General features: G+C 38.3%; 21 protein-coding genes and 5 tRNA genes. 21 read left to right on the top strand and 5 right to left on the bottom strand.

What is annotated here, in order from left to right:
* Position 1 precedes the first annotated feature (1 nt).
* Together MNY27_RS02390 and MNY27_RS02385 are read right to left on the bottom strand one after the other, a co-directional pair.
* The gene (locus MNY27_RS02390; RefSeq protein WP_346391825.1) at positions 2-1,561 is read right to left on the bottom strand and encodes a SagB/ThcOx family dehydrogenase; all 1,560 of its coding nucleotides are present in this window, start codon (positions 1,559-1,561) and stop codon (positions 2-4) included.
* A gap of 70 nt (positions 1,562-1,631) precedes the next feature.
* Entirely contained in the window at positions 1,632-2,540 is a 909-nt protein-coding gene (locus tag MNY27_RS02385) for an AEC family transporter (RefSeq protein WP_152183708.1), read from the bottom strand.
* A gap of 26 nt (positions 2,541-2,566) precedes the next feature.
* Here MNY27_RS02385 and MNY27_RS02380 point away from each other — a divergent pair, with 26 nt between their 5' ends.
* A complete protein-coding gene (locus tag MNY27_RS02380) occupies positions 2,567-2,887 on the top strand; it encodes a thioredoxin family protein (RefSeq protein WP_152183707.1) in 321 nt (106 codons plus the stop codon).
* On the opposite strand, the gene rlmB is transcribed toward MNY27_RS02380, so the two are convergent.
* Positions 2,874-3,626 (bottom strand): 23S rRNA (guanosine(2251)-2'-O)-methyltransferase RlmB, encoded by a 753-nt coding sequence (rlmB, locus tag MNY27_RS02375; RefSeq protein WP_152183706.1) that lies wholly within the window; start codon positions 3,624-3,626, stop codon positions 2,874-2,876. The two genes, MNY27_RS02380 and rlmB, sit on opposite strands and share 14 nt — an antisense overlap.
* Before the next feature lie 3 nt (positions 3,627-3,629).
* Positions 3,630-4,358 (bottom strand): peroxide stress protein YaaA, encoded by a 729-nt coding sequence (gene yaaA, locus MNY27_RS02370; RefSeq protein ID WP_152183705.1) that lies wholly within the window; start codon positions 4,356-4,358, stop codon positions 3,630-3,632.
* Positions 4,359-4,441: 83 nt separating this feature from the next.
* On the opposite strand from yaaA, the gene MNY27_RS02365 reads away from it, so the two are divergent.
* The 20 genes from MNY27_RS02365 (at position 4,442) to MNY27_RS02270 (ending at position 23,543) form a co-directional block, all read left to right on the top strand.
* The gene (locus MNY27_RS02365; protein ID WP_346391824.1) at positions 4,442-5,227 is read left to right on the top strand and encodes an MBL fold metallo-hydrolase; all 786 of its coding nucleotides are present in this window, start codon (positions 4,442-4,444) and stop codon (positions 5,225-5,227) included.
* 55 nt (positions 5,228-5,282) lie between these two features.
* Positions 5,283-5,359 (top strand) — tRNA-Thr (locus MNY27_RS02360).
* Between the two features lie 61 nt (positions 5,360-5,420).
* Positions 5,421-5,505: transfer RNA gene (locus MNY27_RS02355), tRNA-Tyr, on the top strand.
* Positions 5,506-5,520: 15 nt separating this feature from the next.
* Positions 5,521-5,596: transfer RNA gene (locus MNY27_RS02350), tRNA-Gly, on the top strand.
* A gap of 159 nt (positions 5,597-5,755) precedes the next feature.
* A tRNA-Thr gene (locus tag MNY27_RS02345) sits at positions 5,756-5,830 on the top strand.
* 90 nt (positions 5,831-5,920) lie between these two features.
* A complete protein-coding gene (tuf, locus tag MNY27_RS02340) occupies positions 5,921-7,120 on the top strand; it encodes an elongation factor Tu (RefSeq protein WP_152183703.1) in 1,200 nt (399 codons plus the stop codon).
* Positions 7,121-7,166: 46 nt separating this feature from the next.
* Positions 7,167-7,319: a 50S ribosomal protein L33 gene (rpmG, locus tag MNY27_RS02335; RefSeq protein WP_152183702.1), complete on the top strand. Its 153-nt coding sequence runs from the start codon at positions 7,167-7,169 to the stop codon at positions 7,317-7,319.
* A gap of 133 nt (positions 7,320-7,452) precedes the next feature.
* Positions 7,453-7,528 (top strand) — tRNA-Trp (locus MNY27_RS02330).
* A gap of 73 nt (positions 7,529-7,601) precedes the next feature.
* A complete protein-coding gene (gene secE, locus MNY27_RS02325; RefSeq protein ID WP_152183701.1) occupies positions 7,602-7,781 on the top strand; it encodes a preprotein translocase subunit SecE in 180 nt (59 codons plus the stop codon).
* A 10-nt stretch (positions 7,782-7,791) separates the two neighbouring features.
* Positions 7,792-8,319 (top strand): transcription termination/antitermination protein NusG, encoded by a 528-nt coding sequence (gene nusG / locus MNY27_RS02320; protein WP_152183700.1) that lies wholly within the window; start codon positions 7,792-7,794, stop codon positions 8,317-8,319.
* A gap of 25 nt (positions 8,320-8,344) precedes the next feature.
* Positions 8,345-8,770: a 50S ribosomal protein L11 gene (gene rplK / locus MNY27_RS02315; RefSeq protein WP_152183699.1), complete on the top strand. Its 426-nt coding sequence runs from the start codon at positions 8,345-8,347 to the stop codon at positions 8,768-8,770.
* A gap of 68 nt (positions 8,771-8,838) precedes the next feature.
* A complete protein-coding gene (gene rplA, locus MNY27_RS02310) occupies positions 8,839-9,531 on the top strand; it encodes a 50S ribosomal protein L1 (protein ID WP_152183698.1) in 693 nt (230 codons plus the stop codon).
* Positions 9,532-9,717: 186 nt separating this feature from the next.
* Positions 9,718-10,203, top strand: coding sequence for a 50S ribosomal protein L10 (gene rplJ / locus MNY27_RS02305; RefSeq protein WP_152183697.1), 486 nt, complete (start codon positions 9,718-9,720; stop codon positions 10,201-10,203).
* Positions 10,204-10,270: 67 nt separating this feature from the next.
* Positions 10,271-10,645 carry a 50S ribosomal protein L7/L12 gene (gene rplL / locus MNY27_RS02300; RefSeq protein WP_152183696.1) on the top strand — a complete coding sequence of 125 codons (375 nt, stop codon included), beginning with the start codon at positions 10,271-10,273 and terminating at the stop codon, positions 10,643-10,645.
* Positions 10,646-10,858: 213 nt separating this feature from the next.
* Entirely contained in the window at positions 10,859-15,004 is a 4,146-nt protein-coding gene (rpoB, locus tag MNY27_RS02295; protein WP_152183695.1) for a DNA-directed RNA polymerase subunit beta, read from the top strand.
* Positions 14,997-19,517 (top strand): DNA-directed RNA polymerase subunit beta', encoded by a 4,521-nt coding sequence (gene rpoC / locus MNY27_RS02290; RefSeq protein WP_152183694.1) that lies wholly within the window; start codon positions 14,997-14,999, stop codon positions 19,515-19,517. Before rpoB ends, rpoC begins: the two co-directional genes overlap by 8 nt.
* Before the next feature lie 177 nt (positions 19,518-19,694).
* Positions 19,695-20,069, top strand: a complete 375-nt coding sequence (gene rpsL / locus MNY27_RS02285; RefSeq protein ID WP_152183693.1) for a 30S ribosomal protein S12 — start codon at positions 19,695-19,697, stop codon at positions 20,067-20,069.
* A 114-nt stretch (positions 20,070-20,183) separates the two neighbouring features.
* A complete protein-coding gene (gene rpsG, locus MNY27_RS02280) occupies positions 20,184-20,651 on the top strand; it encodes a 30S ribosomal protein S7 (RefSeq protein ID WP_152183692.1) in 468 nt (155 codons plus the stop codon).
* Positions 20,652-20,663: 12 nt separating this feature from the next.
* Positions 20,664-22,754, top strand: coding sequence for an elongation factor G (gene fusA / locus MNY27_RS02275; RefSeq protein ID WP_152183691.1), 2,091 nt, complete (start codon positions 20,664-20,666; stop codon positions 22,752-22,754).
* Positions 22,755-22,871: 117 nt separating this feature from the next.
* Positions 22,872-23,543, top strand: coding sequence for a hypothetical protein (locus tag MNY27_RS02270; protein WP_152183690.1), 672 nt, complete (start codon positions 22,872-22,874; stop codon positions 23,541-23,543).
* On the opposite strand, the gene MNY27_RS02265 is transcribed toward MNY27_RS02270, so the two are convergent.
* Complete coding sequence (locus tag MNY27_RS02265) at positions 23,530-24,243, bottom strand: arginyltransferase (protein ID WP_152183689.1); 714 nt, start codon at positions 24,241-24,243, stop codon at positions 23,530-23,532. The two genes, MNY27_RS02270 and MNY27_RS02265, sit on opposite strands and share 14 nt — an antisense overlap.
* Positions 24,244-24,275 lie beyond the last annotated feature (32 nt).

Genomic DNA, 24,275 nt, shown 5'->3' with positions numbered 1-24,275 from the left:
TCTAGATTCTGTCTGCATAAGCAGGCAGTGTCATTATTCTACTATCTACAAACCCACGTCCAACTGTAAAGTGATATAAAATCTGAAACTTATTGTTCTTGAGCCCCAAAAGTGAATGCATCGTATCATCAAGATAACATCCGATACCCGTACCGCTAAGTCCTTGTGAGGTTGCTTCAAGATAGAGCTGTTGCCCAATCACTCCACACTCCCAGTAGAGTTCTTTGTATCTGTGTGGTCCATAATTGACTATCTCTTCTGAAAATCTACAAAGCATTCCCAAAGAGAAACTCCCGTCACTTGCTATATCTTGCGAGCAGCTGATGGCCTTTGATGCAAAGTGGTAGTCATCCTCTTTTAAAAAGTAGAGGTTCTCTAAATCACATGTTTGCCATAAAAAGTCACTGTGCATCTCTGATTGGAGGCTCTCTTTGTCTGCTTCATCTCGGAGTAAAATATAAAGCCCGCTTTTATATCCATCTACTCTATGAACAAATATACAGAGATGTGTTGCATTTCTCTTGCCGTCAAGTGAGCCGTTTACACTGGCAAGTATGGTGTGAAACTGCTTCTGCGTGATTGTTGAGATATCACTCTTCATTACGTGAACACTTCTGCGTTTTAGCACAACCTCTTTAGACTCTTTTGTAGGCTCTCTTTGTACGGAGAACTTTTGGAGCTCTTTTTGTGATATCTCTTTTGTAGAGGTTGCTTCGATGATTTGTGGAATTATCTCCCATTCATGCATCGAAGGGCTTAACTTATTGGCAATGCCATCGTATTTATCTGGCAGAGCAGTGACGAGCTCTGAAATATCGCTCTTTGGAGATATCTCTGTTGGAGAGATGGACAAAACCATATCGGGATGTTCTGTTTCGAAAAAGCGCTCTTTTTGGTCCAGCCCTAAAAGTTTCGCCATCACTGCATCATCTAGCGAGTCCAGTCGCGTTGTATGCCACCCTAACATCTTTGCAGAGAGCACAACACTCTGCCATGCATGCCCTGCATCAAGGTTAACATATCGAAAAGCTCGCTCGCCATATTTCCAGACCTCTCTCCATGCAATGCTAGAGAGGGCAAGAAAAAATGTTCCTTTAGGAAATTGTTGCCATATATCACTCTCAAACTTAGCCAAAAGTTCTAAAGTGTGCTCTTTTGGAGCATAGTGTATGACAGATGAGTGCTGCGATATATCAGAAAGTGCTGGCAGAATCAAATAGGCTTCTGTTGGATGCAGATTCCCACTTGAAGCATTACACCGCACTGCCCACTGGCTTGTGTTAGAACTTTTCCAAGCTGCTATTGCCAAAGAGAATTGCAGTAGTTGTGAGAGTGCTTCTTTACAGAGTGGAGCAGAAGGATTATCGGCATCAAGTAAAGAGTAGGGAATTGTGGCATTCTCTATAGCAAGAGGAAGTACTGTTTTTTGTGTCCCTTGATACTCACGGAAAGGATCTGGTTGCGTACTCCAGTCCATATAACCGAGTGAGCGTGCATATCTTTGCTGTGAATGTTTTGTGACTTCATGGTAATGAAAAACCCTGTTTATATCTTTATTCATAATTTTATTTTAGTTATATTTTCTTAAATGCAAGAGAAAATTTTTTCGCTAGAGATATTTGTAACATTATTTAAAGATAGTCAAGCGCTTTGATGCCTACAAAGATAATGCCAAGAAAAAGAAAGGAGCTGATCAGCACAAGAGCTGTTACAACTTTTGGTCGGCAGTCATAGAGGGATGCCAGATTGACATTGGCAACTGCTAGCGGCATAATGAGCTCTATAAAAATGATGCCTTTTATCATGGAGTCTAGTTCAATGTTATAAAGAACCACAAAAGCAATAAGCGGCAGCAGGAGAAACTTAAAACCCAGTACCCATGAGATGAGCGTTTTGTTTATCTTGTTGATTTTTGTACCATAGAGGTAGATACCAAATAAAAAAAGCTGCATTGTTATAGATGCATAGGCTCCCATCATAAGCATCTTCATAATGGACTCATTTGGTTTGTAGCCATTCACGCTTAAAAATATTGCGAGTATTGCTGCCCAGAGAATAGGCAGCTTTATAATGTTTTTGAGAGATGTTTTTACATCAAAACTTCCGCGTGAGTAGAAATAGACACCTATTGTGTAGACAACAAAGACATTGACAAGGTTAACAACCGTTGTGTAGGGGATGGAAGCCTCTCCAAAGATGGCGATGTTGAGAGGAATACCTAAGTTTCCGGTATTGCCGATGATGGCTACTACCATGGCTATGGAGTACTCTTTTTTATGGCTAAAGAGATGGTGTGCAAAGAGTGCTGAAAAAATCAGCGCAATAACAACTATGACAAGATAGAGTGAGGGCGCATAGAGCAGTGTAATGTCAACCGGATGCAGCAGTAATCCCCAAAAGGTTAGAAAAACCTGTAAAAAGTAGATATTTAAGAGTGTGATGGTCTTATCATCGATTTGTTCTTTAAAAGTTCTTTTGGACAAGTAGCCCATAACGATAAAAACATAAATACTTAAAATTGAAAATATAATTGAACCCATGTTAAAAGTCTAGTATAATTTCACTTATGAATACAATAGAAAATATAGAAAAAACAATAAAAGAGAATATGGCAGTGATGCTTTATTTCTCAGCACCGACTTGTAATGTCTGTCATGCACTCAAGCCAAAGCTGCTTGATGCGATAGAGAAGAATTTCAAAGAGTTTGAGATTATCACTGTCGATGTCTCCGTGGAACAGGATATCGCAGCACACTATAGTGTCTTCGCGATTCCGACGGTACTTATCTTTTTAGACGGTAGAGAGTTTGTAAGAAAATCTCGTCATATGTCCATCGATGAGGTCATAGCTGAGATAAAACGTCCGTATGAGATTATGACCTCATAAAGGCGATAAGTGCAGCTGTGATGGCAACATTGAGTGATTCAACCCCACGTTGCATTGGAATCTTGATGGAGTCATTACAGAGTGCAGCAACCTCTTTGCTCACTCCCTCACTCTCATTTCCAAGTACATAGATACTTCTCTTTTTCTCTTTTATACTGTAGATATCACTCTCTGCGTGAGAAGAGAGTGCGTAGATGTTAGCATCGTCAAGCTCACGCAGCAGATCTTCAAGTTTGTCACAAAAGTAGATAGGGAGTTTAAAAAGTGTTCCTGCACTGGCTTTTACGACCAAAGGGGAAATCTTTGCAGAGTTTTTCTTTGGAAGGATGATACCGTCAACATTTCCTGCAGCACAGCTTCGTATAATCATTCCAAGATTTTGTGGATTGTGAATGCCATCAAGAGCAATGAGCCGATAAGAGTCTAGTTTTTTTATCGTATCAGTACTTTGGTAACTTTTTGAAACTATGTCTATTGCTACGCCCTGGTCCTGTTTGGCATTTTTGGAAATGCGTGAGAGTGCATTTTTGTCATGTTTAGTGACTTCGATACCACGATTTTTTGCTAAGGTCAGTATCTTTTTAATGGAGCCGTCAGGTTTGTTTGAGTTTGCCAAATGAAGTTTGTGAATAGTTATGCTCTCATCTTGCAGCATCTCAATGACAACATTTCTGCCATAGAGTGTAATGACTTTTTCAAAAAAAGCCTTTTTATCTTTATACTCTTGTGAATCACTCATCTTTTACTCCACTATATTGAAAACTATTTCAGTTTTGTTTTTTGTCTTTTTAATCTCATGGACACTCAGCCCTTCTATCTCAAGGCTGTTAAACTCCTCAAGTGATGTGATATTGGCACGTGCTACCTCACGCAGGACTATGCCTCGATACGCTTTTGCCCAGTGAGAAACTGTTTTACCATTCTTTAAAAACTTGAGTGTCGTGTAGGGTTTTGTCACTTTGTAAAACTTGTCATAATATCCTGCGCGCAGGTCTAAAATATCATGCTCACTCAAGTAGAGGTCAAGTTGGTAGGAAAAACGCTCTTTGTAAAACTTCTCAGGAGCAATTTCTCCAATAGAGTTTCCCTGTTTCACTTTATAGTTCGCAATGGTGTCGCCTCCAAGGAGCGGTCCGTAGAGGTTTGAAAATATAAGTGTATGCTCACGCAGGTATGCCTGCGTGAGGCTATCTTGCTCACTGTATTTGAGATAGTCATAAGCCACACCGGCATAACGCTTTATGGCATGCATAAGCGGTGAGTTGAAAATATCTACAATATAAGGCTCACACTCAGAGAACTTTTTAAATCCAAAGAGTTTTTTTATAGCCTCTTCATCACCTGATAGAACTATATCATTGTATGCTTTTAAGATCTCGTCTCTTGCATGTGTCGCTCCAAAGAGCTCTTTAGGAGTTTCATTACCCCCTGCATTTTTTCCTTCTGATGGTGAAAAAAGTATTTTTAACATTATAGTTTTTTGTCCTCAGTAAATTTTTATCTAATTATATCTACATAATGGTATAATGTTTGCAAATGATTCAAGAAGTGTGTATGAAAAACGAGAAAAGTATTCAAGTATTGGGAGCATTTGGGACAAAGGCCAAAGGCTTTGGTACGACATCATTTTTAGTGAATCCGACCACTGCAATAGATGCGGGGAATTTACTCGATGCTTTAGAAGAGCGCTCTATAGAGATAGAAAATATTTACTTGACACACTCACACCTCGATCACATTGTCGATATCGCTTACATATTGGACAACTACTTTAGCCTTCGCACAAAAACACTCAATATCATGGGTTTACCTGAAACGATTGAAGCTGTAAAAGAGAGCTTTTTAAACGATACAATCTGGCCTGATTTCTCTACTATCAAACTCTATGGAAAAGATGAGATGGTTATCAAATACACTGAGATAAAAGAGGGAGAAGTATACCAGATTTCAGAAGATGAAACAATTACACCTTTTTTGACAGACCATACAGTGGCAAGTTGCGGATATATCTATACAAAAGAGAACAACTCTATTATGATTACAGCAGATACCTATTCTTTAGAGAATGTGCAAAAAATCATAGAGAATGATAAATGTATAACGAGCCTGATTCTGGAGTGCTCTTTTTCAAATAATATGAAAGAACTCGCTATTGAGAGTAAACATCTTACTTCTGAGCTGCTTTTTGAACAACTCAATAAGTTCCAAAGAGATGATTTTTCACTCTATATCAATCATATAAAACCGACATATCGAGAAAAAATCTACAGTGAGATAGAAGATTTCAAAGGAAAATGGAAGCCAAAAGTTTTAAATGATAAAGATTTTATAACTTTTTAGCAAAAACTCTTGACATTGAAAATATTTTGCACTATAATTCTGGCTCAAATTCGATGCCGACATAGCTCAGTTGGCTAGAGCAGCTGATTTGTAATCAGCAGGCCCGGGGTTCAAATCCTCGTGTCGGCACCATTGAATTTTGAATATTAGAAACAGTGTTAGACCAGAATATGATACAGTAAGTATCACGGATGGTGGGATAGTCAAGTGGCCAACGACGGCAGACTGTAAATCTGCTCCCTATGGGTTCAGAGGTTCGACTCCTCTTCCCACCACCACTCAAAGAAAAACACGCGGGTGTAACTCAGTGGCTAGAGTTCCTGCCTTCCAAGCAGGCTGTCGAGGGTTCGAATCCCTTCACCCGCTCCACTTTGATTCTGGAAGCTGAAGTATAATTTCACCTTACTTCATAATGACTATATATTATTTATACAAATATCTATATAGCAAAAAATCTAATCACATTTACTAATATTTTATTATATGTAAAGAATCATGCAATGATTTCTTGAGTTTGATAATAACTGTGCTTATGTGGCTCAGTGGTAGAGCACTTCCTTGGTAAGGAAGAGGTCGTGGGTTCAATTCCCATCATAAGCTCCATCACGAAACTATTTAACAAATTTAAGAAATAATTGAATGATTTTTGGATATAATTCCATTTCAATTCACAAATTAAGGTCGGAGGACACTATGGCAAAAGAAAAGTTTGAACGTACTAAACCGCATGTTAACATCGGTACAATCGGTCACGTTGACCACGGTAAAACAACACTAACAGCAGCTATTACTGCAGTACTTGCAGTTAAAAATGAAGCACAGTTTATGGATTATGATCAAATCGATAATGCTCCAGAAGAGAGAGAGCGTGGTATTACTATCGCTACTTCACACGTAGAGTATGAAACTGACAAACGTCACTATGCACATGTTGACTGTCCAGGTCACGCGGATTATGTTAAAAACATGATTACTGGTGCTGCACAAATGGATGGTGCTATTCTTGTTGTATCTGCAGCGGATGGTCCAATGCCACAAACTCGTGAGCATATTCTTCTTTCTAAGCAAGTAGGTGTACCATACATCGTTGTTTTCATGAACAAAGAAGATATGGTTGATGATGAAGAGCTTTTAGAGCTTGTTGAGATGGAAATTCGTGAACTTCTTGATCAATACGAATTCCCGGGTGATGATACACCAATTACTGCAGGTTCTGCATTAAAAGCACTTGAAGAAGCAAAAACTGGTACTTTAGGTGAGTGGTCTGATAAGATTATTGCACTTATGGATACTGTAGATGAGTACATTCCTGAGCCAGAGCGTGAAACTGATAAAGATTTCTTAATGCCAGTTGAAGATGTGTTCTCAATCTCTGGTCGTGGTACAGTTGTTACTGGACGTATCGAGCGTGGTATTGTTAAAGTAGGTGACGAAGTTGAAATCGTAGGTATCAAAGATACTCAAAAAACTACTGTAACTGGTGTTGAAATGTTCCGTAAAGAGATGGAGCAAGGTGAAGCTGGTGATAACTGTGGTATCCTTATTCGTGGTATCGCTAAAGACGAAGTGGAGCGTGGTCAAGTTCTTTGTAAGCCAGGTTCAATCACACCACACACTAAATTTACTGCTGAAATCTACGTATTAAGTAAAGACGAAGGTGGTCGTCATACTCCATTCTTCAATGGTTACCGTCCACAGTTCTACGTACGTACAACAGATGTAACAGGTGCAATCACTTTACCAGAAGGTACTGAGATGGTTATGCCAGGTGATAACGTAAGCATCACTGCTGAGTTAATTCACCCAATTGCAATGGAAAAAGGTACTAAGTTCGCTATCCGTGAGGGTGGACGTACTGTTGGTGCTGGTGTTGTTGCAGAGATTCTTGAGTAGTTTGGATTTTTCCAAACTGCCCAAATCCTTCTAAAGGTAAACAATAATGAGAGAAGCAATTCACTTAGGTTGTGAGAAGTGTACAAGACGTAACTACCACACAACTAAAAATAAAAAAACTCATACTGAAAAATTTTCAGTAAGAAAATATTGTAAATTCTGTAAAGAACATACAATGCACAAAGAGATGAAACTGTAAGGTTTCTTCTAAATTAAGGCACTGGTGCCGCGGGCTTCCTGCCGAAGGAAACCAAGCGTTAGCGTAGATGGCGGAATTATTTCCGACATCGTCACTATTTAGTAGGGGTGCCCTAAATTTTTTACAAAAATTTAGGCGTGTAGCTCCAATGGTAGAGCACCGGATTCCAAATCCGGGTGTTGGGGGTTCGAGTCCCTCCACGCCTGCCACCCATTTATTATTAGTAGAGCTTGAGAGCTTTATTTATAATAAATGACATTTTAAGTATAATGGAAAGAATTCATGGAATTAAGTAAACACATTCGCAATGCAAAACTAGAGTTAAGTAAAGTTATCTTTCCTACAAAAGGTCAGGTAAAACAAGCATATATCGCTGTAATTATTGTTGTATCGGCAGTAGCAGCATTTTTGGCTTTGGTTGACCTTTTAATGTCATCAATAATGTCAGCGATTTTAGGTTAAGGAGAAAGTTATGGCACATCAATGGTACTCAATCCAAACCTATGGAAGTGACAGAGCAGTTAGAGATGCAATCTTTAATATGATTGAAGAGTATGGTCTTCAAGACAAAATTACAGATGTAATTGTTCCAACAGAAGATGTTATCGAAGTAAAAGATGGCAAGAAAAAAGTAAGTGAGCGTTCACTCTATTCTGGGTATGTATTTGCAAGAATCGATCTAGATACTGAGATTCAGCACATGATTCAATCGATTCCAAAAGTATCTGGATTTATTGGCGAGGCAAATGTGCCAACACCTTTAAGTGAACATGATATCAATGTTATACTTGATCGTGTAAATAATCGTGCAGCACCAAAACCAAAAGTATTTTTTGACAACGGTGAAACTGTTCGTATTATTGACGGACCGTTTGCAAACTTTACGGCAACTGTAGATGAGTACGATTTAGAACATGGTACTCTCAAACTCAATGTATCAATTTTCGGAAGAGCTACTCCTGTAGATATCTCTTATACGCAAGTTGAGAAAATCATATAATTTAAATTCATAAAAAGGAAACAAAATGGCAAAAAAAGTCATGGACTATATCAAGCTACAAATTGAAGCTGGTAAAGCAAACCCTGCTCCACCAGTAGGACCGGCACTTGGACAACGTGGTGTTAACATCATGGAATTCTGTAAGGCGTTTAATGAAAAAACAAAAGATAAAATGGGATTCAAAGTTCCTGTTGTTATCACTGTTTACAATGACAGAAGTTTTTCATTTGTTACAAAACAACCACCAGCATCTGAGCTTTTAATGAAAGCAGCAGGTCTTAAAAAAGGTACAGATAATCCTCTTAAAAACAAAGTTGGATCAATCACACGTGCACAATTAATGGAAGTTGTTGAAGCAAAAATCGAAGATTTAAACACTGATGATAAAGAGATGGCTGCTAACACTTTAGCTGGTTCAGCTCGTTCAATCGGTATCGAAATCAAAGACTAATTATAGTCAAAAATCATCGACCACAATGATTTAAAACTCTGTGGCAGAATTATTATGGAGAATTTGTTATGAGCAAAAGATATAAACAATTATTAGAAAAAATTGATAATACAAAATCTTACAGTGTTGAAGAAGCTACTTCTACTGTTAAAGATTTAAAAAGTGCAAAGTTTGACGAAACTGTTGAAATTGCTATGAATTTAAATGTAGATCCGCGTCACGCTGACCAAATGGTTCGTGGTGCAGTTGTACTTCCACACGGAACTGGTAAAACTGTTCGTGTTGCTGTATTTGCAAAAGGTGCTAAAGCTGATGAAGCAAAAGCTGCTGGTGCTGACATCGTTGGTACTGATGACTTAGTTGCACAAATCAAAGAAGGAATCTTTGATTTTGATGTTGTTGTTGCTGCACCAGACTGTATGGGACTTGTTGGTCAAATCGGTCGTATTCTTGGGCCAAAAGGTTTAATGCCTAACCCTAAAACTGGTACTGTAACTCCAGATGTTGCTACTGCTGTTAACAATGTTAAAGGTGGTCAAGTTAACTTTAGAGTTGACAAAAAAGGTAATATCCATGCAGGTATTGGTAAAGCTAGCTTTGATGCTGCACAAATCAAAGCGAACCTTGAGAGCTTTGTTGTTGCAATTAACAAACAAAAGCCAGCTTCAGCAAAAGGTCGTTACATCAAAAATGCTGCACTCTCTTTAACTATGAGTCCAGCTGTTAAACTTGATGTAGTTGAGTTAGCTGACATCAAATAATTTTCCACCCTTATGGGTGTGAAAGTTTTTATTTTGAGATAGTCTTATCTCAGAGTAAAGATTTTCATTTTTGTGGGAATCTGGATAACTTGGACTAAAGATAGATGGGGGCATCTACCGAGTTGGTAGTGAGCTTAATCGTTACCTTTCACCCCTCTTGAAGTTATGTCTGGAAAGGAGAACTAAATGCTTAAGTCAAAAAAAGCTGAAGTAATTGATCAATTAACTACTTCATTTGCTGACACAACTGCAGTTGTTATCTGTGACTATAAAGGTTTGACAGTAGGTCAACTAGAAGAGTTACGTAAAGCTGCACGTGCAAAAGACACAAGTGTTCAGGTTGTTAAAAATACTTTAGCAACAATCGCACTAAACAATGCTGGCATGAGTGGTGTTGAGATCAAAGATACAAATATTTTCATTTGGTCTGATGATGTTATCAACGCTGCTAAAATTGCTGCTGATTTTGCTAAAACAAATGATAAGTTTGTCATTAAAGCTGGTTACTTAGATAAAGAACCTGCAGACGTAGCTAAAATCGAAGCGTTCGCTAAACTTCCTGGTCGTGATGAGCTACTTGGTATGCTTGCTGCAACTTGGATGGCACCAATTACAAATCTTGCAATTGGTATCGATGCACTACGTAAGAAAAAAGAAGAAGAGGAAGCTTAATAGCTGACTCTAATGTGGCATAGGTCACAAAAATTAAAAATATAAAAATAAAACAAGGAGCTATAATATGGCTGTAACTAAAGAAGACGTATTAGAATTTATTTCTGGTTTATCTGTTCTTGAGCTTTCTGAGCTTGTAAAAGAATTCGAAGAAAAATTTGGTGTATCTGCACAACCTGTTGCTGTTGCTGGTGTTGCTGGTGACGCTGGTGCTGCTGCTGGCGCTGAGAAAACTGAATTTGATGTAGTACTTACTGATGCTGGTGCTAAGAAAATCGGTGTTATTAAAGCTGTTCGTGCTCTTACTGGTCTTGGACTTAAAGAAGCAAAAGAAGCATGTGAAGCATTACCATCTACAATCAAAGAGGGTGTAGATAAAGAGACTGCTGAAGAAGCTAAAGCTGCTTTAGAAGAAGCTGGTGCTACAGTAGAAGTTAAGTAATTTCACTTAACAATTTGTGAGGGCTTTGCCCCTCCATCTTTGGGCGCTTTAGCGAAGAGAGAAGACTCTCCTCGCTAAAGTGCCCTTATGTCGTTTATAAGCACTGTAAAAATCTCTTGATTTCCAAGAGTACTTAAAATCTATCTGGTGACGACTAGATACGATATGCTTGAGATATTCAAGCCCCTAATTAACAACTTATCGAGGTAGCCTATGTTAAACACTTTATATTCCGGAAACCGTCTTCGTGTAGACTTCTCTAAAACTCCTCAAGAAATTGAAGTACCAAATTTACTCCAACTCCAACAAAGTTCATATGAAACATTTTTAATGTTAGACAAAAAAGATAGAACTGCTAGTGGAATTGAGAAAGTATTTCAATCAGTATTCCCTATTCATGATGCGCAAAACAGATTGACTGTTGAGTACATCGGTTCAGAGGTAACAAACCCTAAATATACTGTTCGTGAGTGTATGGAGAGAGGTCTTACATATGCTGTAAGCCTTAGAATGAAAACACGTCTTGTACTTTGGGACAGAGACGAAAACACTAAAGAGAAACTTGGTGTAAAAGATATCAAAGAACAATCAATCTTTGTTCGTGATATTCCACTTATGACAGATAGAACTTCTTTTATCATCAATGGTGTAGAGCGTGTTGTTGTAAATCAGCTTCACCGTTCACCTGGTGTAATCTTTAAAGAAGAAGAGTCAACTACTGCTGGAAACAAACTTATCTATACAGGTCAGATTATTCCAGACCGTGGTTCATGGTTGTACTTTGAGTATGATCCAAAAGATATTCTTTATATGAGAATCAACAAGCGTCGTAAAGTTCCTGTAACTATTATGTTCCGTGCTCTTGGTTACTCAAAACAAGATATCTTAAAACTTTTCTATCCTATTCAGACAATTAAGATTGATGAGAACCAATTCTTAATGGATTTCAATCCAAAAGATTATGCAGCACGTCTGACATATGATCTTATGGATGCAGATGGTAAAGTTCTTGTTGCATCTGGAAAAAGACTCTCTGCGAAAAAAGCACAAAAATTCATCGATGATGGACTTAAAGAAGTTCAGTATCCTTTAGAAATTCTACTTGATCGTTATCTTGCAGAGCCTATCATTGACCCTGAGACTGGTGAAGTTCTTTTTGATACGATGACACACATTGATGAGTCAAAACTCAAAAAGATGGCTGAAATCGGTGTAAGTGAATTCAAAATCGCCAATGATTTGGCAGAAGGTGTTGATAGCTCAATCATCAATGCATTCAATGCTGACGCAGATTCATTGAAACTTCTCAAACAAACGGAAGAGATTGAAGATGAGAATGATTTAGCTGCGATTCGTATCTACAAAGTTATGCGTCCAGGTGAGCCGGTAACAAAAGAAGCTGCGAAAATTTTCGTAAATCAGCTTTTCTTTGACCCAGAACGTTATGACCTTACGCAAGTTGGTCGTATGAAGATGAATCACAAACTTGGAATGAACATTCCTGAGTATGTAACAGTACTTACGCATGAAGATATCATCGAGTCTGTAAAATATGTTATCAAAGTTAAAAATGGTCAAGGTCATATCGATGATAGAGATCACTTAGGTAACAGACGTATCCGTTCAATCGGTGAGCTTTTAGGAAATGAGTTACACAACGGTCTTGTGAAAATGCAAAAAGCGATTCGTGACAAGCTCTCTACTATGAGTGGTCCAATGAATGAGCTTATGCCGCATGACTTAATCAACTCAAAAATGATTACATCGACTATCATGGAGTTCTTCTCAGGTGGACAACTTTCTCAGTTCATGGATCAAACGAATCCACTTTCTGAAGTTACACACAAACGTCGTCTTTCAGCTCTTGGAGAAGGTGGTCTTGTAAAAGAGCGTGCCGGATTTGAAGTGCGTGATGTTCACCCGACTCACTATGGTAGAATCTGTCCGATTGAGACTCCAGAGGGTCAAAACATTGGTCTTATCAATACTTTAGCAATGTATGCAAAAGTAAATGAGCATGGTTTCATTGAAGCACCATACAAAGTGATGAAAGATGGAAAAATAACAAATGAAGTTGTTTATCTGACTGCTACACAAGAAGAGGGCAAAATGATTGCTGCTGCTTCAAATAAACTTGATGAAAACGGTCAGTTTGTTGAAGATCTGATTGCAGTACGTCAAGATGGAGAGATTTTACTTCGTAAACCGGAAGATTGTGAATATGCAGACCTTTCATCACAAATGGTTGTTGGTGTTGCTGCTTCACTTATTCCGTTCCTTGAGCATGATGATGCCAACCGTGCACTTATGGGATCGAACATGCAGCGTCAAGCAGTGCCACTACTTCGTGCAAATGCACCAATGGTAGGAACAGGTGTTGAGAAGCTCGTTGCTCGTGATGCATGGGAGTGTGTAAAAGCAAAACGTGCCGGTAAGATTGAAAAAGTAGATGGAAAACATATCTACGTTATGGGTGAAGAAGATGGAGAGATTTTCATTGATTACTATCCATTACAAAAGAATCTTCGTACCAACCAAAACACATGTTTCACGCAAAAACCAATCGTAAATGTTGGTGATATCGTTGAAAAAGGTCAAATCATCGCTGATGGTCCAAATATGGACCAAGGTGAGCTTGCACTTGGTGTAAATGCTATGGTTGCTTTCATGCCTTGGAATGGTTATAACTTTGAGGATGCGATTGTAATTTCTGAGAGATTAATCCGTCAAGATGCATTTACTTCAGTTCACATCTATGAGAAAGAAGTAGAAGCACGTGAGCTGAAACACGGTGTAGAAGAGATTACTCGTGATATTCCTAATGTTCGTGATGATGAGCTTGCTCACTTAGATGAGTCAGGGATCGTTAAGATCGGTACAACTGTAAAAGGTGGAATGATTCTCGTTGGGAAAGTATCTCCAAAAGGTGAAGTAAAACCAACTCCAGAAGAGAGACTTTTACGTGCAATCTTCGGTGAGAAAGCAGGTCATGTTGTAAACAAATCACTCTACTGCCCACCATCTATGGAAGGTGTTGTAGTAGACATCAAAGTGTTCACGAAAAAAGGGTATGACAAAGACCCACGTGCACTCGAGCTTGAGAAAGAAGAGCGTGATTATTTAGAGCGTGAGCACTATGACAGACTTATCATGATTGATAAAGAAGAGATGCTTCGTGTAACAAAACTGCTTACACGTGAGCCTCTTCAAGCTGATATCAAAATCGGTGATACTGAGTATAAAGCCGGTGATGTGATCAATGGTGAAGATCTCAAAGAGGTAAACCGTTTTGCAATGAATGCAATTGTGAAGTCATTCTCACAAGAGATTCAAGATGAGTACACAAAAACGAAAAACCATTTCCAAAAGCAAAAGAGAATCTTCCGTGATGAGCACGAAGAGAAACTCTCTATTTTAGAAAAAGATGATATCTTACCAAATGGTGTAGTGAAGTATGTAAAAATCTATATCGCTACAAAACGTCACCTAAAAGTTGGTGATAAGATGGCAGGACGTCACGGAAATAAAGGTATTGTTTCTAACATTGTTCCTGAAGTTGATATGCCATATATGGAAGACGGACGTTCAGTAGATGTATGTCTGAATCCTCTAGGGGTTCCATCTCGTATGAATATCGGTCAGATTTTAGAGATGCACCTTGGTATGGCAGGACGTGAACTTGGTAACCAAATTCAAGAAGAGTTTGAGAAAAAACAAGCAGATTTCATTAAAAATCTAAGAGAGAAGATGATTACTATCGCTGATGTTGCAGGACTTATGAATGCATCTAAAGTTATCGGTGATATGGATGATGAGACTTTCTTAAAATATGCTCGTGACTGGGCAAAAGGTGTTAAATTTGCAACACCTATCTTTGAAGGTGTCAATGCTGGTGAATTTGAAAAGATTTATGAACTGGCAAAAATGGATGCAGATGGTAAAGTAGTACTATTTGACGGTAAAACTGGTGAGCAGATAAAAGAGCGTGTAAACGTTGGTTACATGTATATCTTAAAACTGCATCACTTGGTTGATGAGAAAATTCACGCGCGTTCAACTGGACCATACTCACTTGTTACACAACAACCAGTTGGTGGTAAAGCACTCTTTGGTGGTCAGAGATTTGGTGAGATGGAAGTTTGGGCACTTGAAGCATATGGTGCATCAGCAGTTCTTAAAGAGATGCTTACAATCAAATCGGATGATGTTGATGGACGTGTTCGTGCATACAAAGCACTTACTCGTGGTGAATTAGTACCAGCTTCTGGAATCCCAGAAACACTATTTGTATTAACGAAAGAGTTGCAAGCGCTTGCATTAGATGTAGAGATTATGGATGAGGTGGAAGACGATGAGTAGATTAGTACCCGTAGAAGTAACAGAAGAGAACAGACCAAAAGATATTAAGCAACTGCAGTTTCGTTTGGCATCACCTGAAAAGGTACTTTCATGGAGTCATGGAGAAGTAAAAAAGCCAGAAACAATCAACTACCGTACGCTTAAACCTGAGCGTGACGGTCTATTTTGTGCAAAAATTTTCGGACCTGTAAGAGATTATGAGTGTCTTTGTGGTAAATACAAAAAGATGCGTTACAAAGGTGTTGTATGTGAGAAATGTGGTGTTGAAGTAACATCTACGAAAGTTCGTCGTACTCGTATGGGTCACATCGAGCTTGTAACTCCTGTAGCACACATTTGGTATGTTAGTTCATTACCATCTCGTATCGGTACACTTCTTGGTATCAAGATGAAAGATTTAGAGCGTGTACTTTATTATGAAGCATACATTGTTGAAGAGGGTGGTGAGGCATACTATGATGCTGAAGCAAAAACTCCTGTTCTTAAATATGATGTTTTAAATGAAGAGCAGTACAGAACACTTGTTCAGAGATTTGGTGAATTAGGATTTAAAGCTCGTATGGGTGGTGAGGTTATTCGTGACCTTCTTGACTCAATCGATTTGGTTGATCTTTTTACACATCTTAAAGAGGCTATCGGTGAAACAAAATCAGAAGCAAAAAGAAAAACTATCAATAAACGCCTCAAAGTTATTGAGTCTTTCTTAAATTCAGGAAACAATCCTGCATGGATGATGCTGACGATTTTGCCGGTTCTTCCACCAGATCTACGTCCACTTGTTTCACTTGACGGTGGTAAATTCGCGGTTTCTGATGTAAATGACCTTTATCGTCGTGTTATCAACCGTAACCAGCGTCTAAAACGTCTTGTAGAGCTTGAAGCACCAGAGATTATTGTAAGAAATGAGAAGCGTATGCTTCAAGAGTCTGTAGATGCACTTTTTGACAATGGTCGTCGTGCAAATGCAGTAAAAGGTGCGAACAAACGTCCACTGAAATCACTTTCTGAGATTATCAAAGGAAAGCAAGGGCGTTTCCGTCAAAATCTTCTTGGTAAACGTGTTGACTTCTCTGGACGTTCTGTAATCGTTGTTGGTCCGGACTTACGTATGGATGAGTGTGGTCTTCCGAAGAAGATGGCACTTGAACTCTTTAAGCCGCATTTGATTGCAAAACTAGAAGAGAAAGGTTATGCAACAACTGTTAAAGCTGCGAAGAAGATGATTGAAGACAAAACAAATGAAGTTTGGGAGTGTCTTGCTGAGATTGTTGATGGTTATCCAGTAATGCTTAACCGTGCACCGACACTGCATAAACTTTCTATTCAGGCATTCCACCCGAAACTCATCGATGGAAAAGCTATTCAGCTTCATCCACTTGTTTGTGCGGCGTTCAATGCTGACTTCGATGGTGACCAGATGGCTGTACACGTACCATTAAGTTCTGCTGCGATTGCAGAAGCGAAAGTACTGATGCTTGCATCTATGAATATCTTACTTCCTGCATCAGGTAAAGCGATTGCTACACCTTCACAGGATATGGTCCTTGGAATCTATTATATCTCTTTAGAGAAAAATGGAGTAAAAGGTTCAAACAAACTTTTTGCAAATGTTGATGAGATTCGTATTGCACTAGAACATGATGCACTTGATATTCACGCAAAAGTAAGAACTCGTGTTGATGGTCGTATCATTCATACAACTGTAGGTCGTCTTTTAATTAAAGCAATTCTTCCTGATTTTGTTCCGGCTGAACTTTGGAACAGAGTTATGAAGAAAAAAGCGATTAACGAAGTTGTTGATTATGTTCAAAAGCATGGTGGTATTGGTGTTACTGCATCATTCCTTGACAGACTGAAAGATTTAGGTTTCAAACATGCGACAGAAGCAGGTGTATCGATCTCTGCTGATGACATCCGTGTTCCTGATATGAAAGCTGGGAAAATTACAGAGTCTAAAAACAGAGTAATTGAGATCCAAAAGCAATTTGAAGCAGGTCTTTTAACAGAACAAGAGAGATACAATAAAATTATCGATGTTTGGACAGATACAAACAATACACTAGCATCAGAGATGATGGATTTGGTACAAAACGACAAAGACGGATTTAACTCTATTCACATGATGGCAGACTCTGGGGCTCGTGGTTCTGCGGCACAGATTCGTCAGCTTGCAGGTATGAGGGGTCTAATGGCTAAACCTTCTGGAGAGATTATTGAGACACCGATTATCTCAAACTTTAAAGAGGGTCTAAACGTTATTGAGTACTTTATTTCAACTCACGGTGCACGTAAAGGTCTTGCCGATACAGCACTTAAAACGGCAAATGCGGGTTACCTTACTCGTAAGCTTGTTGATGTTGCACAAAATGTGAAAATTGTTGAGCATGATTGTCATACACATGAAGGTATTGAAATCTCTGATATTTCAGATCAAAATACTCTGATTGAGTCTTTAGAAGACAGACTAAACGGTCGTGTACTTGCTGATGATGTAATCGATCCAATCTCAAATGAGATTCTTTATGCTGAGGGTACACTGCTTGATGAAGTATCTGCAAAAGTTATCGCAGAGGCTGGAATCAAGACAGCACACATTAGAACACCAACAACATGTAAAAGTGAAGATGGTATCTGTGCACTTTGTTATGGTGTCAACCTTGCAACAGGCCATATTGTTCGTCCTGGTGAAGCAGTTGGAATTATTGCTGCTCAATCAATCGGTGAGCCGGGTACGCAGCTGACACTTCGTACATTCCACGTTGGGGGAACTGCATCAAGTACAGCACAAGAGCGTCAGGTTATTGCAGAAAAAGAAGGTTTCATTCGTTACTATAACCTTAAAACGTACAGAAACAAAGAGGGCAAAAACATTGTGGCTAACCGCCGTAATGCAGCTGTTTTACTTGTTGAGCCTAAGATCAAAGCACCGTTTGCAGGTACTGTAGAGATTCAAACGATTCACGATGAAGTTATCATCAGTGTAACATCTGGAGATGATACAGTAAGATATGCATTACGTAAAAATGAGATTGCAAAACCAAATGAACTTGCAGGTGTATCTGGACAGATTGAAGGAAAATATTACTTCCCATATGAAAATGGTACAAAAGTAGAAGCAGAAGATTCTATTGTTGAGACTATTAAAGATGGTTGGAATGTACCTTCACGTATTCCATATGCGTCAGAGCTTTTAGTTGACAATGGTGCTCCAGTAACACAAAAAATCTTTGCTAAAGAAGAGGGTACTGTGAAGTACTTCTTACTTAAAGGTGATTATTTAGAGAGATTTGAAGGTCTTAAATCTGGATACGAAGTAGTTGAAAAAGGTCTTTTTGCAGCTATTATTGACTCAAATAACCGTGAAGCAGTACGTCACTACATCGCTCGTGGCTCTGTTATTGTTACAGATGATGATGAAGCTGTTGATACGCAAACATTAATCGCAAAACCATCATCAGATGAATCAGTTGTGATTGCAGAATGGGATCCGTACTCAAATCCAATTATCTCTGAAGCAAACGGTGTTGTTAAATATGAAGATATCATTGTTGGAACAACGGCATCTGAGCAGTTAGATGAGCTTACTGGTAAGACACGTCTTATGATCAATGACCATATCTCTTCAGAATACAAGCCGACAATCGTGCTTGCAACTGAAGATGGTGAACTGTTACGTTATGCGATTGAGCCAAAGTCATCTATCTTTGTTGCAGATGGTGCAGAGGTGAAAATTGCTGATATCTTGGCAAAAACACCAAAAGCATTACAAAAATCATCAGATATTACAGGGGGTCTTCCACGTGTATCTGAACTTTTTGAAGGTCGTCGTCCAAAAGCAACAGCACTTATCTCTGAGATTGATGGTGTTGTGAGCTTTGGTAAACCACTACGTGGAAAAGTAAGAATCGTTGTAAGCAATGCTGATAACGGTATCATCAAAGAGTATTTTGTAGATAAATCTCATGAGCCTGTTGTAAATCCTGGTGACTTCGTTCACGCTGGTGAGAGACTTACTACTGGTATTATCTCGTCACATGAACTTTTACGTATCATGGGTGTCAAAGCACTCTATAACTACCTTGTATCTGAAGTACAGCAAGTTTATCGTTCTCAAGGGGTTAACATTGCTGATAAACACATCGAGGTTATCTTTACACAGATGTTACGTCAAGTAAAAATCGTAAAATCTGGTGATACGAAATTCATCGAAGGTGATTTGGTTTCTAAAACGAAATTTGCTCAAGAGAATGAAAAAATCATGCGTCTTGGTGGTCGTCCTGCGATTGCTGAACCATTCTTGGTTGGTATCACACGTGCTGCAGTATCAGCTGATAGTATTATCTCTGCTGCATCATTCCAAGATACGACTAAAGTTTTAACTGAAGCTGCAGTTTCAGCAAAAGTTGATAACTTAGAGAACTTAAAAGAGAATGTTATTATCGGTAGAACGATTCCAGTTGGTACTGGTATCTATAAAGATCAAACAGTTATCTTTGAAGAGCAAGAGGATTAATCCTCTGCTTCTCACGCAAACACTTCTTCACAAAACAAACTCATTTCTTTAATTCCTTCTTAAAATAAGCTTACTTTAAATAGATTTTCTGTATTATTCCGTGTCTATAATTCTCTAAAATTTATCATGAATTTTAGGAATTACATTCTACTGGAAAAAATTAAGTAAAGGAATTGTATGCCTACAATCAATCAATTGATTCGTAAAGAGCGTAAAAAAGTAGTTAAGAAATCAAAATCTGCTGCTTTAAAAGCTTGTCCACAGCGTCGTGGTGTATGTACTCGTGTTTATACAACTACACCTAAAAAACCTAACTCGGCTTTAAGAAAAGTTGCAAAAGTTAGATTAACTTCAGGATTTGAGGTTATTTCATATATCGGTGGTGAGGGTCACAACCTTCAAGAACACTCTATCGTACTTGTACGTGGTGGTAGGGTAAAAGATTTACCTGGTGTTAAGTATCACATCGTTCGTGGTGCACTTGATACAGCTGGTGTTGCTAACCGTATGGTTGCTCGTTCTAAATACGGAACTAAGAAGCCTAAAAAATAATCTGAGATTATTTTTTTAACAACAATATATATTCAAAGATAGCTACAGGGCTTACACGATTAATTTTACGTAAGTTTTGAGTAAATTTGAAAAAATTGAAGACAAGGAAAACAAATGAGAAGAAGAAAAGCTCCCGTTCGTGAAATTATGCCGGATCCAATTTATGGAAGCAAAGTTTTAACGAAATTTATTAACAAGATTATGTTAGATGGTAAAAAATCTGTTGCAGAAAAAATCATCTACAGTGCTATGGATATCATTAGCTCACGTGGTGAGAAAAGTGGTATTGAAACATTTAATGAAGCTATTGAGAATGTTAAACCGATTATTGAGGTAAAAAGTCGCCGTGTTGGTGGTGCTACTTATCAAGTTCCAGTAGAAGTACGCCCAGTACGTCAGCAATCACTAGCTATTAGATGGTTAGTAGATGCAGCACGTAAAAGAAATGAAAGAACTATGGCTGAGAGATTGGCTAATGAGTTTATGGATGCAGCAACTGATAAAGGTGCAGCGTTCAAGAAAAAAGAAGATACATATAAAATGGCAGAAGCTAATAAAGCGTTTGCTCATTATAGATGGTAATAGGAAATTAATATGCCAAGAAGTCATAAATTAGAAGATGTAAGAAACATCGGTATTGCTGCTCACATTGATGCAGGTAAAACAACAACAACAGAGAGAATTCTTTTCTATACTGGTGTTGAGCACAAAATCGGTGAGGTTCATGATGGTGCTGCTACTATGGACTGGATGGAGCAAGAGCAAGAGCGTGGTATTACAATTACTTCTGCTGCAACTACTTGTGAATGGCAAGGGAAACAGATTAACATTATTGATACTCCGGGACACGTTGACTTTACTATTGAAGTTGAGCGTTCTATGCGTGTACTTGATGGTGCTGTTTCTGTTTTCTGTGCTGTTGGTGGGGTTCAACCACAATCTGAGACTGTATGGAGACAACGTAACCGTTATAAAGTTCCTTCAATTGTTTTCGTTAACAAAATGGACAGAACGGGTGCAGATTTCTATGAAGTAGAGAAGCAAATTCGTGAGCGTCTTAAAGGTAATCCAATGCCTTTCCAACTGCCAATCGGTGCAGAAGACAAGTTCGAAGGTGTAATTGATCTTGTAAAAATGAAAGAGATTGTTTGGGATGAAGATGCAGCAATGGGTTCTGCATACCACGAACAAGATATCCGTCCAGAGCTTCAAGAGATTGCTGACGAGTATAGAGAAAAAATGCTTGAAACACTTTCTGAAGTTGATGGTAATGACGAATTTGCAATGAAGTTCTTAGAAGGTGAGGAGATCACTGAAGATGAGATCAAAGCTGCAATCAAAGCTGCAACACTTGGTATGGCAATCGTTCCAATGACTCCAGGTACTGCATTTAAGAACAAAGGTGTTCAGACACTTCTTGATGCTGTTGTAGATTATTTACCTTCACCAGTTGAGGCAGAGCCTATTACTGGTACTATGATGGATGATGAAACAAAAGAAGTTGTTGTAGAATCTACAGACAACGGACCATTTGCTTCACTTGCATTTAAAATTATGACTGACCCATTTGTTGGACAGCTTACATTTATCCGTGTTTACCGTGGATCTTTAGAGTCAGGTTCTTATGTTCACAACTCTACAAAAGATAAAAAAGAGCGTATTGGTCGTATCATGAAAATGCATGCTATCAAGCGTGAAGAGGTAAAAGAGATCTACGCTGGTGAAATCGGTGCGGTTGTTGGTCTTAAAAACACAACGACTGGTGATACTCTTTGTGATCCAGAAGAAAAAGTTGTACTTGAAAGAATGGATTTCCCGGATCCGGTTATCTCTGTTGCGGTTGAACCAAAAACAAAAGCTGACCAAGAGAAAATGGGTATCGCACTTTCTAAACTTGCTGCAGAAGATCCATCTTTTAGAGTTCACACTGATGAAGAGACTGGTCAAACAATTATCTCTGGTATGGGTGAGTTACACCTTGAAATCATCGTTGACCGTATGAAACGTGAGTTCAAAGTTGAAGCAGAAGTTGGTGCTCCACAGGTTTCTTACCGTGAAGCGATTCGTGATGAAGTTGATGAAAACTACAAATATGCGAAACAATCTGGTGGACGTGGACAGTATGGTCACGTTGTATTCAAAATGAAACCTGCTGAAGCTGGTGCTGGACTTGTTTTCCATAACGATATCAAAGGTGGGGCGATTCCAAGAGAATACATTCCTGCAGTTGAAAAAGGTTTCGAAGAAGCTATGCAGGGTGGTGTACTTGCCGGTTATCCAATCGAAGATGTTGAGATCAGTCTTTATGATGGTACTTACCATGATGTCGATTCAAATGAAATGGCATTTAAACTTGCTGCTTCAATGGGATTCAAAGAAGCTGCTAAAAAAGCAAATCCTGCGATTTTAGAGCCGATTATGAAAGTTGAAGTTGAAGTTCCTGAAGAGTATATGGGTGATGTTATCGGTGACCTTAACCGTCGTCGTGGACAAGTTAACAACATGAGTGACCGTGCTGGTAACAAAATTGTTGATGCTTTCGTTCCATTATCTGAAATGTTTGGTTATTCTACTGACCTTCGTTCAAATACTCAAGGACGTGCAACATACTCTATGGAGTTCGATCACTACGAAGAAGTTCCAAGAAATGTTGCTGAAGAGATTATCAAAAAACGTAACGGGTAATTTCTAAACCTCTTTTTATTTGCAACACTTTTGTATGAAAGTGTTGCAAACTTCATTCTTATTTAATAAAAAATAAAAAATTTGTTATAATTGCCTCAAAAAATATAGGTAAATTTTATGCGTAACTTTTTTATATTTCTACTACTGAGTACTCTTTTGTTAGCACAGAACCCGGTTGCTTTTGCCGCATTAGGTGATGTTATCTATAATAATGTCGATAAAATCGAAAAACTTAAAAATATTGATGAGTATAAAATCTACGATAAAAAGATAGATAAGTATGTAGAAGATGTAAAAAAAGCAAAAGAAGAGGGCTTTGCTTTAGAGACTGGTTCTAATGCTGTTTCAAAGAAAGCATACCTTAATAAGCTGCGTGAGCTTGTAAAAACAAATGACTTTTTTGTACGCTCGGTTGCAAGCTCATATGAAGCTGCAAAAAAACATGAAAAAAGCAGACTTTTCTCACAGATAATCAATACAGGTCTCCTTGATACCCAAGAGCGTAAAAAAGAGATAATTGACTACTACTTTGCACATCAGGAAGATATGAATGCAACAGGACTGATTCAAACATACCTAGATGAAGATGCAAAGTTAAGAGCAAAAAAAGAGGCACAGCAAAAAAGAATTATGTCGAAAAAAGAAAAAGAAGCTGAGCGTATTCGCCGTATCAGAGAAAATGACAAGCGTGAAAAAGAGCGTTTGGAGAAAAAACTCCAAGAAGAGCTAAAAAAGAAAAAAGAGGAAATCAGAGAGTATCAAAAAAAGGAACTCTCTAAAACCATTTAAAGGGCTCTTGCTCGTTTGGTCTGCCCTCTAGCGTGAGGTAAGGCTTATACTCTGCTTTATAGGCAAGTGATGGACACTCTTTTACATAGTAGCCTAAATAGATCCATTTTTTACCAGAGTTTTGTGCATATTTTATTTGATTGTACAAAGAGAGCTTACCAAGAGAGTACGATGCAAATTCCGGGTCATAATAAAAATAGATGGATGAGATTCCATCTTCTAAAATATCTATCAAATCAACTGCAATGAGTTTGTTTTCAAAGAAGTAGAGTACTTCATATCCAAAATCTTCATGTCCATTAACAAAAGAATTATAGTAATGATCAGGTGAGGTTTTATTATAATCCCATCCTTTTTTTTCATGCATATAAAGATGATATTTTTCAAAAATTTCCAGATGTTCATGAGAGAGTGTTGGTTTTTGAATGTAAACACGTAAATCTTTGGCTTTTCTCATCACTCGTCTTGCAGATTTTGAAAAGCTATAGTTCTCTACATCAATCTTAATACTTTTACACTCATCACACCCCTCACATATAGGTCGGAAGTACATTTTACCAAAACGTCGAAAGCCTCTTTCAATAAATTCTTGGCACGAGTGAGCTGAACAATTATCGATGACTTTGTAATGCATAGTCTGCTCTTTTCCTTCAAGGTATGAGCATTTATCACCCAGTAAAAATTCTTTAAGTAGATTCATACTCCGATTTTGACATAATAAAGTTTACACAT

The organism is Sulfurimonas sp. NWX79 (genome assembly GCF_039667035.1).
Taxonomy (GTDB): Bacteria; Campylobacterota; Campylobacteria; order Campylobacterales; family Sulfurimonadaceae; genus Sulfurimonas; species Sulfurimonas indica.
The sequence above is the reverse complement of the archived record's forward strand: the minus strand, read 5'-3'. Positions and strand labels throughout refer to the sequence as shown.

Excerpts from the sequence above, each read along its gene's own strand:
- fusA (WP_152183691.1), top strand. The coding sequence starts at position 20,664 with ATGCCAAGAAGTCATAAATTAGAAGATGTAAGAAACATCGGTATTGCT.
- MNY27_RS02385 (WP_152183708.1), bottom strand. The coding sequence starts at position 2,540 with ATGGGTTCAATTATATTTTCAATTTTAAGTATTTATGTTTTTATCGTT.
- rpsL (WP_152183693.1), top strand. The coding sequence starts at position 19,695 with ATGCCTACAATCAATCAATTGATTCGTAAAGAGCGTAAAAAAGTAGTT.
- rpoC (WP_152183694.1), top strand. The coding sequence starts at position 14,997 with ATGAGTAGATTAGTACCCGTAGAAGTAACAGAAGAGAACAGACCAAAA.
- MNY27_RS02390 (WP_346391825.1), bottom strand. The coding sequence starts at position 1,561 with ATGAATAAAGATATAAACAGGGTTTTTCATTACCATGAAGTCACAAAA.
- rpoB (WP_152183695.1), top strand. The coding sequence starts at position 10,859 with ATGTTAAACACTTTATATTCCGGAAACCGTCTTCGTGTAGACTTCTCT.
- rplL (WP_152183696.1), top strand. The coding sequence starts at position 10,271 with ATGGCTGTAACTAAAGAAGACGTATTAGAATTTATTTCTGGTTTATCT.
- MNY27_RS02365 (WP_346391824.1), top strand. The coding sequence starts at position 4,442 with ATGAAAAACGAGAAAAGTATTCAAGTATTGGGAGCATTTGGGACAAAG.
- rplJ (WP_152183697.1), top strand. The coding sequence starts at position 9,718 with ATGCTTAAGTCAAAAAAAGCTGAAGTAATTGATCAATTAACTACTTCA.
- MNY27_RS02380 (WP_152183707.1), top strand. The coding sequence starts at position 2,567 with ATGAATACAATAGAAAATATAGAAAAAACAATAAAAGAGAATATGGCA.
- tuf (WP_152183703.1), top strand. The coding sequence starts at position 5,921 with ATGGCAAAAGAAAAGTTTGAACGTACTAAACCGCATGTTAACATCGGT.
- nusG (WP_152183700.1), top strand. The coding sequence starts at position 7,792 with ATGGCACATCAATGGTACTCAATCCAAACCTATGGAAGTGACAGAGCA.
- rpmG (WP_152183702.1), top strand. The coding sequence starts at position 7,167 with ATGAGAGAAGCAATTCACTTAGGTTGTGAGAAGTGTACAAGACGTAAC.
- yaaA (WP_152183705.1), bottom strand. The coding sequence starts at position 4,358 with ATGTTAAAAATACTTTTTTCACCATCAGAAGGAAAAAATGCAGGGGGT.
- rplK (WP_152183699.1), top strand. The coding sequence starts at position 8,345 with ATGGCAAAAAAAGTCATGGACTATATCAAGCTACAAATTGAAGCTGGT.
- MNY27_RS02265 (WP_152183689.1), bottom strand. The coding sequence starts at position 24,243 with ATGAATCTACTTAAAGAATTTTTACTGGGTGATAAATGCTCATACCTT.
- rplA (WP_152183698.1), top strand. The coding sequence starts at position 8,839 with ATGAGCAAAAGATATAAACAATTATTAGAAAAAATTGATAATACAAAA.
- rpsG (WP_152183692.1), top strand. The coding sequence starts at position 20,184 with ATGAGAAGAAGAAAAGCTCCCGTTCGTGAAATTATGCCGGATCCAATT.
- MNY27_RS02270 (WP_152183690.1), top strand. The coding sequence starts at position 22,872 with ATGCGTAACTTTTTTATATTTCTACTACTGAGTACTCTTTTGTTAGCA.
- rlmB (WP_152183706.1), bottom strand. The coding sequence starts at position 3,626 with ATGAGTGATTCACAAGAGTATAAAGATAAAAAGGCTTTTTTTGAAAAA.
- secE (WP_152183701.1), top strand. The coding sequence starts at position 7,602 with ATGGAATTAAGTAAACACATTCGCAATGCAAAACTAGAGTTAAGTAAA.